13 protein-coding genes and 1 tRNA gene are annotated in these 15045 nt (G+C 55.2%); 4 read left to right on the top strand and 10 right to left on the bottom strand.

The window, feature by feature from the left end; all coding sequences use genetic code 11:
- The first annotated feature begins 5 nt into the window (after positions 1–5).
- From lysS to ACSPHG_RS04015, 3 genes are all read left to right on the top strand, one after another.
- Positions 6–1523 carry a lysine--tRNA ligase gene (gene lysS, locus ACSPHG_RS04005; protein ID WP_435952242.1) on the top strand — a complete coding sequence of 506 codons (1518 nt, stop codon included), beginning with the start codon at positions 6–8 and terminating at the stop codon, positions 1521–1523.
- 63 nt (positions 1524–1586) lie between these two features.
- The gene (gene actS, locus ACSPHG_RS04010) at positions 1587–2354 is read left to right on the top strand and encodes an amidase activator ActS (RefSeq protein WP_435952243.1); all 768 of its coding nucleotides are present in this window, start codon (positions 1587–1589) and stop codon (positions 2352–2354) included.
- A gap of 94 nt (positions 2355–2448) precedes the next feature.
- A tRNA-Gly gene (locus ACSPHG_RS04015) sits at positions 2449–2522 on the top strand.
- 628 nt (positions 2523–3150) lie between these two features.
- Here ACSPHG_RS04015 and ACSPHG_RS04020 read toward each other — a convergent pair.
- Together ACSPHG_RS04020 and ACSPHG_RS04025 are read right to left on the bottom strand one after the other, a co-directional pair.
- Complete coding sequence (locus tag ACSPHG_RS04020) at positions 3151–4296, bottom strand: PAAR domain-containing protein (protein WP_435952244.1); 1146 nt, start codon at positions 4294–4296, stop codon at positions 3151–3153.
- Positions 4297–4578: 282 nt separating this feature from the next.
- Positions 4579–5304 (bottom strand): putative adhesin, encoded by a 726-nt coding sequence (locus tag ACSPHG_RS04025; protein WP_435952245.1) that lies wholly within the window; start codon positions 5302–5304, stop codon positions 4579–4581.
- 439 nt (positions 5305–5743) lie between these two features.
- On the opposite strand from ACSPHG_RS04025, the gene ACSPHG_RS04030 reads away from it, so the two are divergent.
- Positions 5744–6760 (top strand): sensor domain-containing diguanylate cyclase, encoded by a 1017-nt coding sequence (locus tag ACSPHG_RS04030; RefSeq protein WP_435952246.1) that lies wholly within the window; start codon positions 5744–5746, stop codon positions 6758–6760.
- An 8-nt stretch (positions 6761–6768) separates the two neighbouring features.
- On the opposite strand, the gene ACSPHG_RS04035 is transcribed toward ACSPHG_RS04030, so the two are convergent.
- The 8 genes from ACSPHG_RS04035 to ACSPHG_RS04070 all read right to left on the bottom strand — a co-directional run bounded on the left by ACSPHG_RS04035 (position 6769) and on the right by ACSPHG_RS04070 (position 15038).
- Entirely contained in the window at positions 6769–8298 is a 1530-nt protein-coding gene (locus ACSPHG_RS04035; RefSeq protein WP_435952247.1) for a methyl-accepting chemotaxis protein, read from the bottom strand.
- A gap of 71 nt (positions 8299–8369) precedes the next feature.
- A complete protein-coding gene (locus ACSPHG_RS04040; protein WP_435952248.1) occupies positions 8370–8780 on the bottom strand; it encodes a flagellar protein FlhE in 411 nt (136 codons plus the stop codon).
- Positions 8780–10882 carry a flagellar biosynthesis protein FlhA gene (gene flhA / locus ACSPHG_RS04045; RefSeq protein ID WP_435952249.1) on the bottom strand — a complete coding sequence of 701 codons (2103 nt, stop codon included), beginning with the start codon at positions 10880–10882 and terminating at the stop codon, positions 8780–8782. The genes ACSPHG_RS04040 and flhA overlap by 1 nt, the downstream gene beginning before the upstream one ends.
- Positions 10870–12027: a flagellar biosynthesis protein FlhB gene (gene flhB / locus ACSPHG_RS04050; RefSeq protein ID WP_435952250.1), complete on the bottom strand. Its 1158-nt coding sequence runs from the start codon at positions 12025–12027 to the stop codon at positions 10870–10872. The genes flhA and flhB overlap by 13 nt, the downstream gene beginning before the upstream one ends.
- 18 nt (positions 12028–12045) lie before the next feature.
- Positions 12046–12687: a protein phosphatase CheZ gene (gene cheZ, locus ACSPHG_RS04055; protein WP_435952251.1), complete on the bottom strand. Its 642-nt coding sequence runs from the start codon at positions 12685–12687 to the stop codon at positions 12046–12048.
- Between the two features lie 5 nt (positions 12688–12692).
- Entirely contained in the window at positions 12693–13076 is a 384-nt protein-coding gene (gene cheY, locus ACSPHG_RS04060) for a chemotaxis response regulator CheY (RefSeq protein ID WP_435952252.1), read from the bottom strand.
- Between the two features lie 52 nt (positions 13077–13128).
- Positions 13129–14184, bottom strand: a complete 1056-nt coding sequence (locus tag ACSPHG_RS04065) for a protein-glutamate methylesterase/protein-glutamine glutaminase (RefSeq protein WP_435952253.1) — start codon at positions 14182–14184, stop codon at positions 13129–13131.
- Positions 14181–15038, bottom strand: coding sequence for a CheR family methyltransferase (locus tag ACSPHG_RS04070; protein ID WP_435955934.1), 858 nt, complete (start codon positions 15036–15038; stop codon positions 14181–14183). The genes ACSPHG_RS04065 and ACSPHG_RS04070 overlap by 4 nt, the downstream gene beginning before the upstream one ends.
- Between the last annotated feature and the right edge of the window lie 7 nt (positions 15039–15045).

The following is a 15045-nucleotide window of genomic DNA, read 5'->3' on the forward strand; positions in this document are numbered from 1 at the left end:
CCAACATGTCTGAACAACAAGCACAGGGCACCGAAGCGGCAGTCGATCTTAATAACGAATTGAAATCCCGCCGCGAGAAGCTGGCTGGCCTGCGCGAGCATGGCGTTGCCTTCCCGAACGACTTCCGTCGCGACCATACCTCAGACCAGCTGCACGCAGACTTTGACGGTAAAGAGAACGAAGAGCTCGAAGACCTCAACATCGAAGTGACCGTTGCTGGCCGCATGATGACCCGCCGTATCATGGGCAAAGCCTCTTTCGTCACTTTGCAGGACGTTGGCGGCCGCATTCAGCTGTACGTTGCCCGTGACGATCTGCCGGAAGGCGTCTATAACGAGCAGTTCAAAAAGTGGGATCTGGGCGATATCCTCGGCGCGCGCGGCAAGCTGTTTAAAACCAAAACCGGCGAGCTGTCTATCCACTGTTCCGAACTGCGCCTGCTGACCAAAGCCCTGCGTCCTCTGCCGGATAAATTCCACGGCCTGCAGGATCAGGAAGCGCGCTACCGCCAGCGTTACCTGGATCTGATCTCCAACGACGAATCCCGCAACACCTTTAAGATTCGTTCGCAGATCATGTCCGGCATCCGTAACTTCATGGTTGGCCGCGGCTTTATGGAAGTCGAAACGCCAATGATGCAGGTTATCCCTGGCGGCGCGTCTGCTCGTCCGTTTATCACTCACCACAACGCGCTGGACATCGACATGTACCTGCGTATCGCGCCAGAGCTGTATCTGAAGCGCCTGGTGGTGGGGGGCTTCGAGCGCGTCTTCGAAATCAACCGTAACTTCCGTAACGAAGGCATTTCTCCGCGTCACAACCCAGAGTTCACCATGATGGAACTCTACATGGCGTACGCGGATTACAAAGACCTGATCGAGTTGACCGAATCCCTGTTCCGCACGCTGGCGCACGAAGTGCTGGGCACCGCGCAGGTGACCTACGGCGAGCAGGTGTTTGACTTCGACCAGCCGTTCGCCAAGCTGACCATGCGTGAAGCCATCAAAAAATACCGCCCGGAAACCAACATTGCGGATCTGGACGATATGGCGAAAGCGCTGGAAATCGCCGCCTCTATCGGCATCAAAGTCGAGAAGAGCTGGGGCCTGGGCCGCGTAGTGACCGAAATCTTCGAAGAAGTGGCGGAAAGCCATCTGATTCAGCCGACCTTCATCACCGAATACCCGGCAGAAGTTTCTCCGCTGGCGCGTCGTAACGACGAAAACCCAGAAATCACCGACCGCTTCGAGTTCTTCATCGGCGGCCGTGAAATCGGTAACGGCTTCTCCGAGCTTAACGACGCGGAAGACCAGGCGCAGCGCTTCGCTGACCAGGTTGCGGCGAAAGACGCGGGTGACGACGAAGCGATGTTCTTCGACGAAGACTACGTGACCGCGCTTGAGCACGGCCTGCCGCCAACCGCGGGTTTGGGCATCGGTATCGACCGCATGGTGATGCTGTTTACCAACAGCCACACCATCCGTGATGTGATCCTGTTCCCGGCTCTGCGTCCGGTTAAGTAAGTCAGTCTGAGTTCCTCCCTGCGGGGAGGAACTTCTTTATTATCTCCAGTTTCAGAGGTTCGCTTGCGCAAGGAAAGCACAGTCAGAAAATGGGCTCCCAACGCCATCGTACTGCTCCTGAGCCTGCTTCTCGTTGCGTGCTCATCAAACAAAGCGGGCACTTCTCAGGCCTCCGCAGGCAGCTACAGCGGCTCGGTCTACACCGTTAAACGTGGCGACACGCTCTACCGCATCTCGCGCATGACCGGCTCAAGCGTCGGCGAGCTGGCGCGCCTCAACGGCATATCGGCACCCTACACGCTGGAAATCGGCCAAAAACTGCGGGTTAAAGGCAGCTCCGGCTCATCTTCTAAGAAATCAACCGCCGTTGCGAAAACCTCGAAGCCTCGCTCCTCGTCAAGCAACGCAAGCGTTGCAAAAGTCGCCGCTCCGCCTGTCGGTTCCCGATGCTGGCGCTGGCCAACCAGCGGCAGGGTCATCGAGCCGTTTTCCAGCAGCGACGGCGGCAACAAAGGTATTGATATCGCGGGTTCACGCGGCCAGCCGATTTACGCGTCCGCCGCGGGCACGGTGGTGTACGTGGGCGATCAGCTGCGCGGCTACGGCAACTTAGTGATGATTAAGCACAGCGAAGACTACATCACCGCCTACGCGCACAATGACACGACGCTTGTGAACAACGGGCAAAAGGTCACGGCAGGGCAGAAGATTGCCACCATGGGCAGCACCGGCTCAAACTCGGTTAACCTGCATTTCCAGATCCGCTACCGCGCCACGGCGCTTGACCCGCAGCGTTATTTGCCGCCGCAGGGTAGCAAGCCGTCCTGCTAAATCGCTGACTGCAACCGTTTAAAATACCACCACTTAGCATCGCTGCCTCTTGTCACCTTGCCCCGGAGGGTTATAATGCCGGGGCTTCCTAAAAGCGGGTGTAGTTCAATGGTAGAACGGCAGCTTCCCAAGCTGCATACGAGGGTTCGATTCCCTTCACCCGCTCCAGATCTCTCCCCTTATTGCAAAACTTCACAAAAAATCGTTTCACTTTTGACTACTTACTTCTAATAAGTTTGCGCGATCGTTCTACGATTGAACGACGAAGTACCAACGGGGCACTTAGTTGTCACGGATAGTTACCAGGGAAATGAAAGTTTCACTTTTCGGCGGCTGTTCGAATCCTTATCCTGCGATAGCACAACATGTAGGCAAAGCCTGAGTCAGGCATTGATTCTCATAAACCACATGTGAAGTGTAATTTGCCAATGCTACTACATGCCACACGTTGTCTTTCCACTAACAGGGCTTTATGGCTTCTATTACCTAAAATCGGGGGAAAGGGGAAAAGGCTGGAGACTTCCAGCCTTTAGGGATCATCTCACTTTCTTGAAGATGATCAGGATCAACACGGTAGAAATGATGTAACCGAAGAGAGAAACATCAATCAGTCTGTGGTAATACTGTTCAAAATCAATCACCACAGCATTACAGGCTTCAATAGCGATCGTTTTTTTCGTTGAGTATGTCAGTGTATTTTCTCGTTATCCCATAATCTAATACATTGACCAAAATGGATGCTATGTAGAGGAAAAAGATCGTGAGTATGCTTCCCCACCGGATGAAACATTTTGTTCTATTCGTCAAGGTCATATGAACCACCCAAAAATCCACCAACCGTACCGCCAGAATAACCTGAAGCCGAACCTAATGTTGCTGCTCCCGCAGCGAGGTTTTTCTCCATAGCATTTTCTTCACCAAGAGTGTAATTATCTATGTTTGGATACTGCTCTTTAAATTCATTGGTAACTTCAGTTACTTGCATTGAATTTAGGCTGCTTTTGTGCATAAGATAATTTTGCAGAGATAAAGGCACTGCAAAATCTTCCACACCTTCAATTGGTAATTGTGTTGTAGTCGATGTGTAGATTGTTTCGAAAATGTTTGAGCCAGCTTTACGAATTACGTGAACAGTATGAGTTGTACAATTGCTGCCAGTAAGATCATAGACGTCAATTACTCTTCCCCTGCGTTTGGTTCTTTCACCCATTTTCTCAGTAGGGATTGGCTTTGCTCCTGAGTTCCAAAGGTTTTCAAACAATGAACGTGTCTCCAGTATGGATGCATCATCAATTTTGAATACCCGAGCATTAACTTTGTAAAGTTCTTCACGGTAGTAGCTACGTGCATCGTCTCCGGTAAAGAAGTTAAGTATTCCATCGCCTGTAAAGTTAGCTGGTCCTCTTCGCCCAAAGCGCCCGTAGGTGTAAACGTAGATCGAGTTATTCTCATGCACCGAAACGAAAGCGTGTCCTGCATCGATGATTTCAGTCCAGATGTAAACGCCGTTCAATAACGGGTTATCTTCTGGCTTGCGGGTGTCAGCAAAACTGGTTTGCTTCTTCTCCGCCAGTGCGTGCTGCACTGGCTTTTGTATTGGTTCAGATACTGCTTTTGTTGCCACTGGTGCGGGTGTTGCTTTCGCGGGTGTCTGGTAAGGGCCGTGCCGCATAAAAGTATGGGTAGGGATGAATAAAGCCTTACACGGACAGGTCGAACGGCTGTAAAGTGTGCTGGCGGCTAATTGTCCGTGAATATACTCTCCAGGGTATCCACCTGCCACGCTGTAAGTGCCTTGATGTTTACCACAGGATACCTGACAGCCTACTGTTGCCTGTCTGTTTAGATTGGGGCCAATCTGCTTCCCTTTCGGGTGTCCGGTCAGTACCGATCCCCCGCATGTTGTTTTATCGCCTTTCACAACCCAAAACCCTATAGCCATTTTCAGAACTCCTTATTTTTTAGAGTGCCGCTGGAGCGAGAAAATCGGCTGGCATTGCGGGGCCAGTTGTCCAACTTTGAAAATCTGACGTTGTTCGTCGTCTGCATTTTCATGTTGCTCATGCTCTGCATGAATTCTTGAATGATGCGATCACAGATGGGATGAGTTCGTTGGTAGATTGTTTCATAAGTCCCTTTACGTGTTATGTAAACTATTTCAATGGCTATTTTACAACCTCAAATCTCGTTCTTGCTTAGACGTAACTGTCTTATCAACCTCAAATCAATAAATCGCTTCGTAGCCCTTCCTGTCATCACTGGATGAGGTAGCGGAACGGCAAAAACAAAGAATAATTCTTTCGTAATGAATGCCGGCTTTACTCAGCGCATGCATGACATCTCTCAGCGTGGGGGAAAATCTTAGGTGCCGATACCTGATAGATAAAACATCGGTGCGCCGTCTGTTAAAAAGGTGGAACTGTGACATGGCGATGCCCTCTCCCAGTTCGATAAACCCACGGGTTGCCAGATAATTATCATCCGTATCGCCCTCATATTTGCACAGTTTGTAATTTCTGTAGCGCCCGCCACTGCGAGTGCCCGTGATGCTCTTCTGCGAGTATTCATGTTTTAGAAAAGGCTGTGTTTTCGTATCGAGATAGTATTGTTCGTTGTTAATTTTGCCGTGTATGGCACCGCTATTATGAACGGTTGCGTAGGGAACCAGGCTCTTGAGTAACAGGTTAGGCAGAGTCGGATCGACTAGCGGGTATTTATGCGGGCCAAGAATGATAAAATCAGTGCCGCTGGGTATCTGCACGTCACCCTGCCAGGGCTGATACTGCCCGTGTGCCGTGATGACTAAATCGAGGCCTTTATTGTTTCCCGCGGTAAAAAGAAGAAAGCTCGATCCCAATTCCCAGGATTTGCATTTCGCGTCAATTCTCAGTACCGGATATTCCCTTACGGGCAGCGACGTTCGCGTGCCGGGGAAAAACTCTTTTTTCATTTTTTGCGCTTCCTTTCGTGTCGTGGAAATAACGTACTTTTCAGCCGCTTTTTTAACCCGGTGAAATGTTATGTCAGTTGATGCCCGGCGCGCCAGAGCAAAAGTGAACAGGAGGTGTTTTATTTCCAAAATATATATGTGCGAACAATATGATGCCGATATAAACGCTTAATACATCATTTGAAATAATGAATGAATCATCAAGGCTGTTTATATTAGTGCAGAAGATTAATGCCCCTTATTTATATTGGTTTATACAGGTAGGCCCACATAACGGTTTTTTCATTATAAATAACCACGGAAAGTGGGGTTTTAAACAATACGGTGAGATCTACGCAACTCTTAGGTTTTAGGGGAGCACTTCAGCAAAATATATGCTAAAAACGTACGCTTCTTGGGCAGGGGCCTGGGAGTGACCAAAAAAGGTGCTGTTGATTTTATGTCTGACAATATTATCGAGCGCATTTCAAGCGCGTTAGAGTCTGAATACACGCTTGAAGGCCTTGTCCGACAGCTTCTGGAGATGCTTGAGCTGGTCACTAATATGGAATCCACCTACCTCACGCGCATTGAGCCAGACGGCAGCAACCAGCACATCCTCTTCTCGCGCAACACCCAGCGCATGCAAATTCCCGAAGGGCTGTCCGTGCCGTGGGGCGATACGCTCTGCAAGCGCGCCATGGACGAAGGCTGCCGCTACACCTGCGATGTCGCCAGCCGCTGGGGAGATTCGCAGGCGGCGAAGGAATTAGGCATCACCACCTACGTCAGCACCCCGGTAATGCTTGCCGACGGCTCGCTCTACGGCACGCTTTGCGCGGCGAGCTCCGAACGCCGGGAGCTGTCCGAACGCAGCGAACAGGTATTACAACTTTTCGCGCAGCTCATCGCCCAGCAGATCCAAAACGAGCAGCTGTTACAGAAGCTCCAGCAGGCGAACGCCGCGCTGACGACCGCCAGCTACACTGACGAACTGACCGGGCTGCCGAACCGCCGCGCTGTGTTTGACCAGCTTCCGCAGCTATTTTCAAAGGCCGAAAAGGACTCGCGCTACGTGCTGGTGGCTTTTGCCGATCTCGACGACTTCAAGCAGATTAACGACGTGCACGGTCACGAAGCCGGGGACGACTTCCTGTGCGCCGTGGGGCAAAGGCTTAAAGAGGGCGTGCGCTACGACGAGGTTGTCGGGCGCGTTGGCGGCGATGAGTTTATCGTTGCAGGAGAAGGCCCGGCCGATCCCCAGGAGGTAGATGGTGCGGTCACGGCCTTCAAATCCCGCCTGGGCCAGCTGCTGACCGGCGAATATCGGCTGCACTCCACGCTTATCGACTACGCCGGGCCAAGCATCGGCGCGGTGGCCATTAATCCCGCAGCAACCGATCCGGACACGGCGCTGCGCGAGGCTGATCGGGCGATGTATCTTGAGAAAAAGAATCGACGCAGGCCGATTCTTTAGCACAGGGTTTACACCGGGCTGGCAGTCTCCAGTTTGAACACGGAAACCATCGTCGCCAGCTGCTTAGCCTGCTCGTCCATGCTTCCGGTAATCACCGCCGACTCTTGCACCAGCGCGGCGTTGCGCTGCGTGACCGTATCCATTTCGTTGATGGCGGTGGCAATCTGATTTACCCCTTCGCTTTGCTCAACGGACGCGAGGGAAATCTCGTGCATAATGCTGCTCGCCTGCGCAACCGAAGCCACGATGTCGTGCATGGTATTGCCCGCATTGGTGACGAGGCTGTTGCCGTTATTGACGTTTTCAACCGACTGCTTAATTAGCTCGCTGATTTCTTTTGCGGCATCCGCGCTGTGCCTGGCAAGGTTACGCACTTCGCTGGCGACGACGGCAAATCCGCGCCCCTGCTCGCCCGCCCGCGCGGCCTCAACGGCGGCGTTCAGCGCCAGGATGTTGGTCTGATTGGCAATGCCGTTGATAACGTTATTGATATCAGAAATCTTTTGCGCGCTTTGCTCGATGGTCTGCATGGTCGCAACCACCTCATTCATCGCGGCGGCACCGCTTTGCGCCGTCGCGCTGGCTTTGTCGGCAAGATGGTTGGCCTGTCTCGCGTTTTCGGCGTTGTGCGCGGCGGTAACTTTAATCTGTTCTATGCTGGCGGCGGTCTGCTGCAGGGCACTCGCCTGCTGCTCGGTGCGTGACGATAAATCCAGGTTGCCGGTAATGATCTCCGTCGTGTTGTCGTTGAGCGCGTCGGCTGAATCTTTTATCGAACCGATGATGCGGTTTAAATCCAGACGCATATGGTCTAACTGTTCAATAACCTCGCCAATTTCATTCTTCTTGCCGAGGTCTAAGGCGGAATGAAGGTTGCCGCCGGATATCAGGGAGAAACACGCTTTCATATACTCAAGACGAGCAATAATATTCTTCTTCACCCATCCAAAGCCGAGAACGCAGGTGGCTAAAGAAAACAGCATCAGGAAGGTGATGTAATAAAACAGCGTCTCGATACTTTCGTTTATCTCGTCGTTGGTTCCCTGAACGTCATATTTTAAAATCATGCCGTTAAAGTCATCGACCAGCGCATCAAACTTGTGGATGTTGGTTATTAATTCCACGCGCCGTCCCTGGTTCACCGCGGTGTCTACGCTGCCAAGCGCGGACTGTAGCTCTTTGGTTTTCTTGATGCCTGACTCGGTGGTAACGGGCGCGACCTTCAAATAGCTGTTAAAGGCTTCTTTAGCCTGGCTGACGGCGAGTGCGGCGGCGTCGTTGTCTATTTTATTGGCATCCTCCGGTATCGTCTTCAGTTTAAATAACGTTTCAGTTAGCGCCTTATACTGATAAAAGCCCTTGGCGAAACCGTCTGTTTTAACCTTAATTTCGTTAAAGTTATAAAGCGTCCAGGCATTGGATGAGATAAACACCAGGGTGATGATGGACATGGCCAATAAAAAAGTATTTTTAATACTGAAGGCGGCTTTGATCGCGCGGGGTTGAGGGTTTTTATTAATGGAGTTATTGCATTCCATAACGAGCGGGGTTCCTTATTTAGGGTTGTAACGGTACGGGTAATCTGAGGGGGAAAAAAACACCCCGTTTATTATTCTCCAACCCGATAATCAACCGTCACCCGATTGCTGAGGATAGTCAGCGCGGGCAAAAGTGGACCACGGGTTTTAAACGAGTAGACGAAGTGAAATGGCCCGGAGGCGGGGAATGACGCGGGGAGCGTTGCCGTTCCCGCAAGCGCGGGCAGCGCAATGCAGCGGTTAACGCTACACAGCTTAATGTCAAAATAGGGAGGAACGGTGCCATCCGGGGTTATTTGCCACGACACCCTGGACGAAACGGCACCGGCGGGCAGCGAAGAGGGCGCCATCACCGGGTTGCTTTTGAACGCCTGCTGGCCGCGGGTAATCACGCTCCCACGGCTTTGGCTGCTCCAGGCGCCGCCGGCGGCCATCGCGGTTTGCGAAGCGGCCAGCAGGGCGACAAGAGCCAGCGTTTTCATCAGCGCCCACCAATCATGTAGGTCATACGAACGTTGCGCTGGCTACTGATCTCCTGGCTGGAAAGCACCACCAGCTGCGGGAAGACGCGGCGCAGATAGCGCGACAGCATCAGACGCAGAGAAGGGTTCACCAGCAGCACCGGCGGCGCGCCGATCCCTTCCTGATGCAGCAGCGCATTCTCGGTCTGCTTCATCAGATTCTCGGCAATTCCCGGCTCGATGGCGCTGCCGCTCTGGGTCGCCTGAATCAGCATCTGTTCAAGCGTCACGTCCAGGCCGATAACCTGAATATCCTCGTCGCCGGGGAACCACTGGTGCGTGATGGCGCGCGCCAGGCGGGCACGCACCCGCGCGGTCAGCTCGTCCGCGTCGCTCTGGGCGGTGGCGTATTCCGCCAGCGTATCGATGATGGTGCGCATATCTCGAATCGAAATGCGTTCCGCCAGCAGGTTCTGCAACACCTTATGCAGCGTGGTCAGCGTAATCACGCCCGGAATCAGGTCTTCCACAAGCTTTGGCGACTGTTTGGTGAGCTGGTCGAGCAGCTGCTGCGCCTCCTGGCGGCCAAACAGCTCCTCGGTGTGCAGCGTCAGCAAATGGTTGATATGGGTGGCGATCACCGAACTGGGGTCAACCACGGTATAGCCCAGGGTTTGCGCCAGCTCGCGGTGGGCTTCCTCAATCCACAGCGCGGGCAGGCCGAAGGCCGGTTCCACGCAGGCGATGCCGGGAACTTCCCCCTCCGCACAGCCTGGGTTTATCGCCATCCAACGCTCCGGCATGGTTTCGCCTTTGCCGATAACGACGCCCTTAAGCAAAATTCGGTAGGCGGTAGGGGACAAATCCAGATTGTCACGGATATGCACCGGCGGCGGCAAAAAGCCCATATGCTGGGCAAACTTCTTGCGGATGCCGCGCACGCGGGTCAGCAGCTGGCCCTGACGATCCTGATCGACCATCGGGATCAGGCGGTAGCCCACTTCCAGCCCCAGCACGTCTTCCATCTGCACGTCGGACCATGTCGCCTCATTGACCTGCGCGGCCTCCGCCTCCGCCATCGCTTTATCTTCGCCGAGCGTTTTCGCCCCGCCGCTCTTCGCGCCCGGCTGAGCCTCACGGCCGCGCAGCCACCAGGCCGCGGCCAGCAGCGCCACGGTAAACAGCAGAAACACAAAGTTCGGCATGCCGGGAATAAGCCCGAGCAGGCCGATTACGCTTGCGGCAAGGAACAGCACGCGAGGTGAGGTAAACAGCTGGCTGACCATCTGTTCGCCAACGTCCTGCTCGTTCACCACGCGGGTAACCACCACGCCCGCCGCCGTGGAAATCACAAGCCCTGGGATCTGCGCGACCAGGCCATCGCCGATGGTCAGCAGGGTATAGGTTTCCGCCGCCATTCCGGCAGACATGTCGTGCTGCATAATGCCGATCATCAGGCCGCCCAGCACGTTGATGACCATGATCATTAATCCGGCAATCGCATCGCCGCGCACAAACTTGCTGGCCCCGTCCATCGAGCCGTAGAAATCAGCTTCCTGCGTCACTTCCTTACGGCGCTTCTTCGCCTCTTCCTCGCCGATAAGCCCGGCGTTCAGGTCGGCGTCGATAGCCATCTGCTTGCCCGGCATCCCGTCGAGGGTAAAGCGCGCGCCGACTTCGGCAATACGCCCGGCACCCTTGGTGATCACCATAAAGTTAATGATGATCAGAATAATAAACACGATGATCCCGATGGCAAAGTTGCCGCCCACCAGGAAGTTACCGAAGGCTTCAACCACCTGGCCTGCGGCATCGGTGCCGGTATGGCCGTGCATCAGGATCACGCGCGTGGAGGCGACGTTCAGCGCCAGGCGCAGCAGCGTGGAAAACAGCAGCACGGTGGGGAACGCGGAAAACTCCAGGGTATTCTGGGTAAACATGGCCACCAGCAGGATCATGATCGACAGCACGATATTGAAGGTGAACAGCAGATCCAGCACGAAGGTCGGCAGCGGCAGGATCATCATCGCCAGAATGGTCATGATGAGCACCGGGCCTGCCAGCACCTGCCACTGCGTCTCTTTCATGTTAGGTAAACGTAACCTGGTGGCTATATTGGCCATGACTCTTTACTCTCTTGGGCAAAATCCAGCGCTTCGGGCACCGGGAGGTTTTCAGGGGTTTTGGGACGCATGCCGAAGCCTTTACGCCAGCGTTTCAGGCCGTAAACCCAGGCCAGCACTTCTGCGACCGCGTTATACAAATCCGCCGGAATCGCTTCGCCAATCTCACAGTGTCGATACAGCGCTCGCGCCAGCGGCGGCGCTTCAAGCATTGGCACCTTGTTGTCCTGCGCCAGCTCGCGGATGCGCAGGGCAATCAGGCCGCTGCCTTTCGCCACGACCTTTGGCGCGCCCATGCTGCCTTCCTGATATTTCAGCGCCACGGAATAGTGGGTCGGGTTGTTGACCACCACGTCCGCGCCCGGCACGTCCGTCATCATGCGCTGCTGCGCGGCGGCACGCTGCATCTGCCGGATGCGGCCCTTCAGCTGCGGGTCGCCTTCCTGCTGTTTGAACTCGTCTTTGATGTCCTGGCGGCTCATACGCAGTTTTTTCAGGTTGCTCCAGATCTGATAAATCACATCGAAAGCCACCATCGGAATTAACGACAAAATCACCGCCAGCAGGCAGCCGATAATCAGGGAGGCGATATCGCCTAGCGCCATGCCGAGCGGCTCAAAAATCAGCCGGATAAACTTCTCTTTATTGCTGAGCAGATAGAGGCCGCCGCCGGTGACGGCCAGCAGCACCTTCAGCAGGGCTTTCACCAGTTCGGAAACCATCTGCGCGGAAAACATGCGCTTAATCCCGCTTAGCGGGTTCAGTTTTTTCAGGTTCACCTTGAGCGACTTGCCGCTCAGGTTCAGGCCGCCCAATATCGGCGTGGCGGCAATCGCGGTAATCAGCAATCCCACCACGAACGGCAGCACCGCCAGAAACCCCTGGCTTAGCAGCGATGAGGCCTGGTGTTGCAGATGCACCGGGTCGCTCAGCAGCAGCCGGTCGAAGGTCAGGCCGTTATGCAGAAGATGCATCAGGCTGCGCGCCAGATGTTCACCCCCGCCGACCATCATTCCCCAGCCCACCAGCAGCATCAGCAGCGTGGTCAGCTCTTTGGAGCGGGGAACCTGCCCCTCTTCCCTGGCCTTCGCCTTTCGGTGGGGCGTGGGGTCTTCGGTTTTTTCGCTATCGCTTTCTTCGGACATAGTGGCGGCTCGGCGGCCTTAGAAGCCCAGCGACTCCAGCAGATCGTCCACCTGCTCCTGCGAGGCAACGATGCCTTCGGCGGTGGCGTTAATCTGCGGGCCGTTTTTCAGCTTCGCGTCGCCCCCGGCATCGGCAGGCTCAATCTCCTGCATATTCTCCAGCAGCACGCTGATAAGCTCCTTCTCGATGGACTCAATGAGGCCCATCAGGCTTTGCAGCACCTGGCCGGTGAGGTCCTGGAAGTCCTGCGCCATCATGATTTCTGTCAGCTGCTGGTTGGTGGAGCGGGTCAGTTCCGGAACCTGCTGCAAATAGCCGCGCGTGTCTTTCACCAGCTCGCGTGCGATCTCCAGCGGCTTGGGTTCGATAAACCACTCGTCCCAGCGTGCCGTCAGCGCGTCGGCATTGGCGGCCAGCGTTTCCTGAAGCGGGCGCGCGGCCTCAACGCAGGTCAGGGCGCGGTCGGCGGCCTGCGACGTCTTACCGACGACATAATCCAGGCGGTCGCGGGTATTCGGGAAGGCGTCGGCCACTTCCATAATCGCCTGCTCAAGCCCGAGGTTCGCCATGCTGTCGCGCAGCAGCCGGGTCAGTTGGCCGATTCGTGAGAAAATATCCTTGAAGTTATTTTCGCCAGCGCCGTTGAGGTGTGATGTCATTTTCTTCACCCGAGTTTTTCAAAGATTTTGCCCAGCTTCTCTTCAAGCGTGGCGGCGGTGAAAGGCTTAACGACGTAGCCGTTAGCGCCAGCCTGGGCGGCGGCAATAATATTTTCTCGTTTGGCTTCGGCGGTCACCATCAGCACCGGCAGCTTCGCCAACGCGGCGTCCTGGCGAATGGTTTTAAGCAGCTCAAGGCCGTCCATGTGCGGCATATTCCAGTCGCTGACCACGAAGTCGAACGTCGAGGCGCGCAGCTTCAGCAGCGCGTCCTGGCCGTCTTCCGCCTCTTCGATATTTTTGTAGCCGAGATCCTGCAGCAGGTTACGCACGATGCGACGCATGGTTGCGAAGTCGTCGACCACCAGAAAACGTATGTTTTTATCCATCGTAAATTTGTCCTGAAATCAATCCTCCAGAGGCCGGGGGAGGTATCCCGCATTAATTCGAGGCGCTTCCCCGCCGGTATTTCGAGAAGCTGTCGAGCAGCCGCTGGCTGATATCGGCCAGGTCCGCCACTTCCACGGCGGCGTGCCGGGCGATGGCCTCGCGCGGCATGCCGAACACCACGCAGCTTTTTTCGCTCTGCGCGAGGGTGTAGGCACCGGCCTCGCGCATCTCCAGCAGCCCAACCGCGCCGTCGCCGCCCATGCCGGTCAGAATCGCGCCGCTGGCATGAGGCCCGGCCTGGCCTGCGACGGAATGAAACAGAACGTCGACGGAAGGGCGATGGCGGTTAACCGTCTGGTGGCTGTTAAGCCGGATTTGATATCCCTTGCCGTAGCGCTGAATTTCCATATGGAAATTGCCCGGCGCGATATAGGCGGTGCCGTTCACCACCGGGTCGCCCTCGGCGGCTTCTTTCACGGTCATGGTGCACAGCGAATTCAGGCGCTGGGCGAAAGATCGCGTGAAGCCCGGCGGCATATGCTGGGCAATCAAAATCGCCGGGCAGTTGGCAGGCATCGGCATCAGCACCTGACGCAGCGCTTCCGTGCCGCCGGTGGAGGAGCCGATAGCAATAATCTTTTCCTCGCCCAGGCGCGGAACGCTGAGCAGGCCACGGTCGGCCGCCGCCGCCGCGCGCTGCGGCAAGGAGGCTTTTGCGGCCATGCGGATTTTCTCGGCAACCTGTTCCGCCCAGCTATCAATCGCCTCAATCTGGCGGGCGTCGGGCTTGGCGATAAAATCAACCGCGCCAAGCTCGAGCGAGTTCAGCGTCGCCTCCGAACCCCGTGCGGTATGGGATGAAATCATCACCACCGGCATCGGGCGCAGGCGCATCAGGCGCGACAAAAACTCCAGCCCGTTCATGCGCGGCATATCGATATCCAGCGTTAAAACGTCCGGATTAAATTTTTTGATTAACTCCCGGGCGGTGATCGGGTCCGGTGCCGTTGCCACCATTTCCATGTCCGGCTGCTGGTTGACGACTGCGCTAATCATGTTGCGCATCAGGGCCGAATCATCCACGCACAGCACGCGTATCTTGTTCACCTGCGTATCTCCGTCAGCTCGTAAATCGACTGTCCTCGTAGCCGAAAGGGGCTTTTCAGATGGTTAAAATGCTCCGAGTGGCCGACGAACAGCAGCCCGCCCGGTTTGAGCATCTGTGAAAAGCGCTCGATCAACGTGGCCTGCGTCGCCGCGTCGAAATAAATCAGCACGTTGCGGCAAAAAATGGCGTCAAACGGCCCCGGCACCTTCCACTCACGGTCGAGCAGGTTGAGCTGCTGATAGTGAATGGCCGACAGCAGCTCCTGCTTTACCTTGACCTTGTCGCCGTGCTCGCCCGTGCCGCGCAGAAAATAGCTGCGCTTCTGCGCCTGGCTTAGCGACTGCAAATCGGCCAGCCGATAAACCCCGGCGGTCGCCTTTGCCAGCACGCTGGTATCAATATCCGTTGCCCAAACGCGCGGCCCGGACAGGGGCGCGCCCAGACTCTCGTCGAGCGTCATGGCAATCGAGCAAGGCTCCTCGCCGGTTGACGCGGCGGTACACCAAACCCGATAGCCGGAAGGGCGGCTGCGGGCGTGCTGAGCGAGCGCGGGAAAGTGGTAAGCCTCGCGAAAAAAAGAGGTCAAATTTGTTGTTAATGAATTAATAAATATCTGCCATTCCGGGCTTTCCGAATTGGACTCGAGAATGGCGATATATTGACTAAAGCTGCTGAGTGATAATTCCCTTAAACGACGGGATAAGCGGTTGAATATCATGTCGCGCTTTTGTGCATTAAGCACAATCCCCGCGCGCTGATAAATTAACTGACTTATCTTTTGCAATTCCCTGTCGGTAAGAACGTCCGATAACTGCGATAAACGTGGTGGCTGACGCAAAGTTTCATTCATGATTTATTTC

The sequence above is a fragment of the Dryocola baronae genome (genome assembly GCF_051297175.1).
Classification (GTDB): domain Bacteria; phylum Pseudomonadota; class Gammaproteobacteria; order Enterobacterales; family Enterobacteriaceae; genus Dryocola.

Excerpts from the sequence above, each read along its gene's own strand:
- lysS (WP_435952242.1), top strand. The coding sequence starts at position 6 with ATGTCTGAACAACAAGCACAGGGCACCGAAGCGGCAGTCGATCTTAAT.
- ACSPHG_RS04020 (WP_435952244.1), bottom strand. The coding sequence starts at position 4,296 with ATGGCTATAGGGTTTTGGGTTGTGAAAGGCGATAAAACAACATGCGGG.
- ACSPHG_RS04025 (WP_435952245.1), bottom strand. The coding sequence starts at position 5,304 with ATGAAAAAAGAGTTTTTCCCCGGCACGCGAACGTCGCTGCCCGTAAGG.
- ACSPHG_RS04030 (WP_435952246.1), top strand. The coding sequence starts at position 5,744 with ATGTCTGACAATATTATCGAGCGCATTTCAAGCGCGTTAGAGTCTGAA.
- ACSPHG_RS04035 (WP_435952247.1), bottom strand. The coding sequence starts at position 8,298 with ATGGAATGCAATAACTCCATTAATAAAAACCCTCAACCCCGCGCGATC.
- ACSPHG_RS04040 (WP_435952248.1), bottom strand. The coding sequence starts at position 8,780 with ATGAAAACGCTGGCTCTTGTCGCCCTGCTGGCCGCTTCGCAAACCGCG.
- flhA (WP_435952249.1), bottom strand. The coding sequence starts at position 10,882 with ATGGCCAATATAGCCACCAGGTTACGTTTACCTAACATGAAAGAGACG.
- flhB (WP_435952250.1), bottom strand. The coding sequence starts at position 12,027 with ATGTCCGAAGAAAGCGATAGCGAAAAAACCGAAGACCCCACGCCCCAC.
- cheZ (WP_435952251.1), bottom strand. The coding sequence starts at position 12,687 with ATGACATCACACCTCAACGGCGCTGGCGAAAATAACTTCAAGGATATT.
- cheY (WP_435952252.1), bottom strand. The coding sequence starts at position 13,076 with ATGGATAAAAACATACGTTTTCTGGTGGTCGACGACTTCGCAACCATG.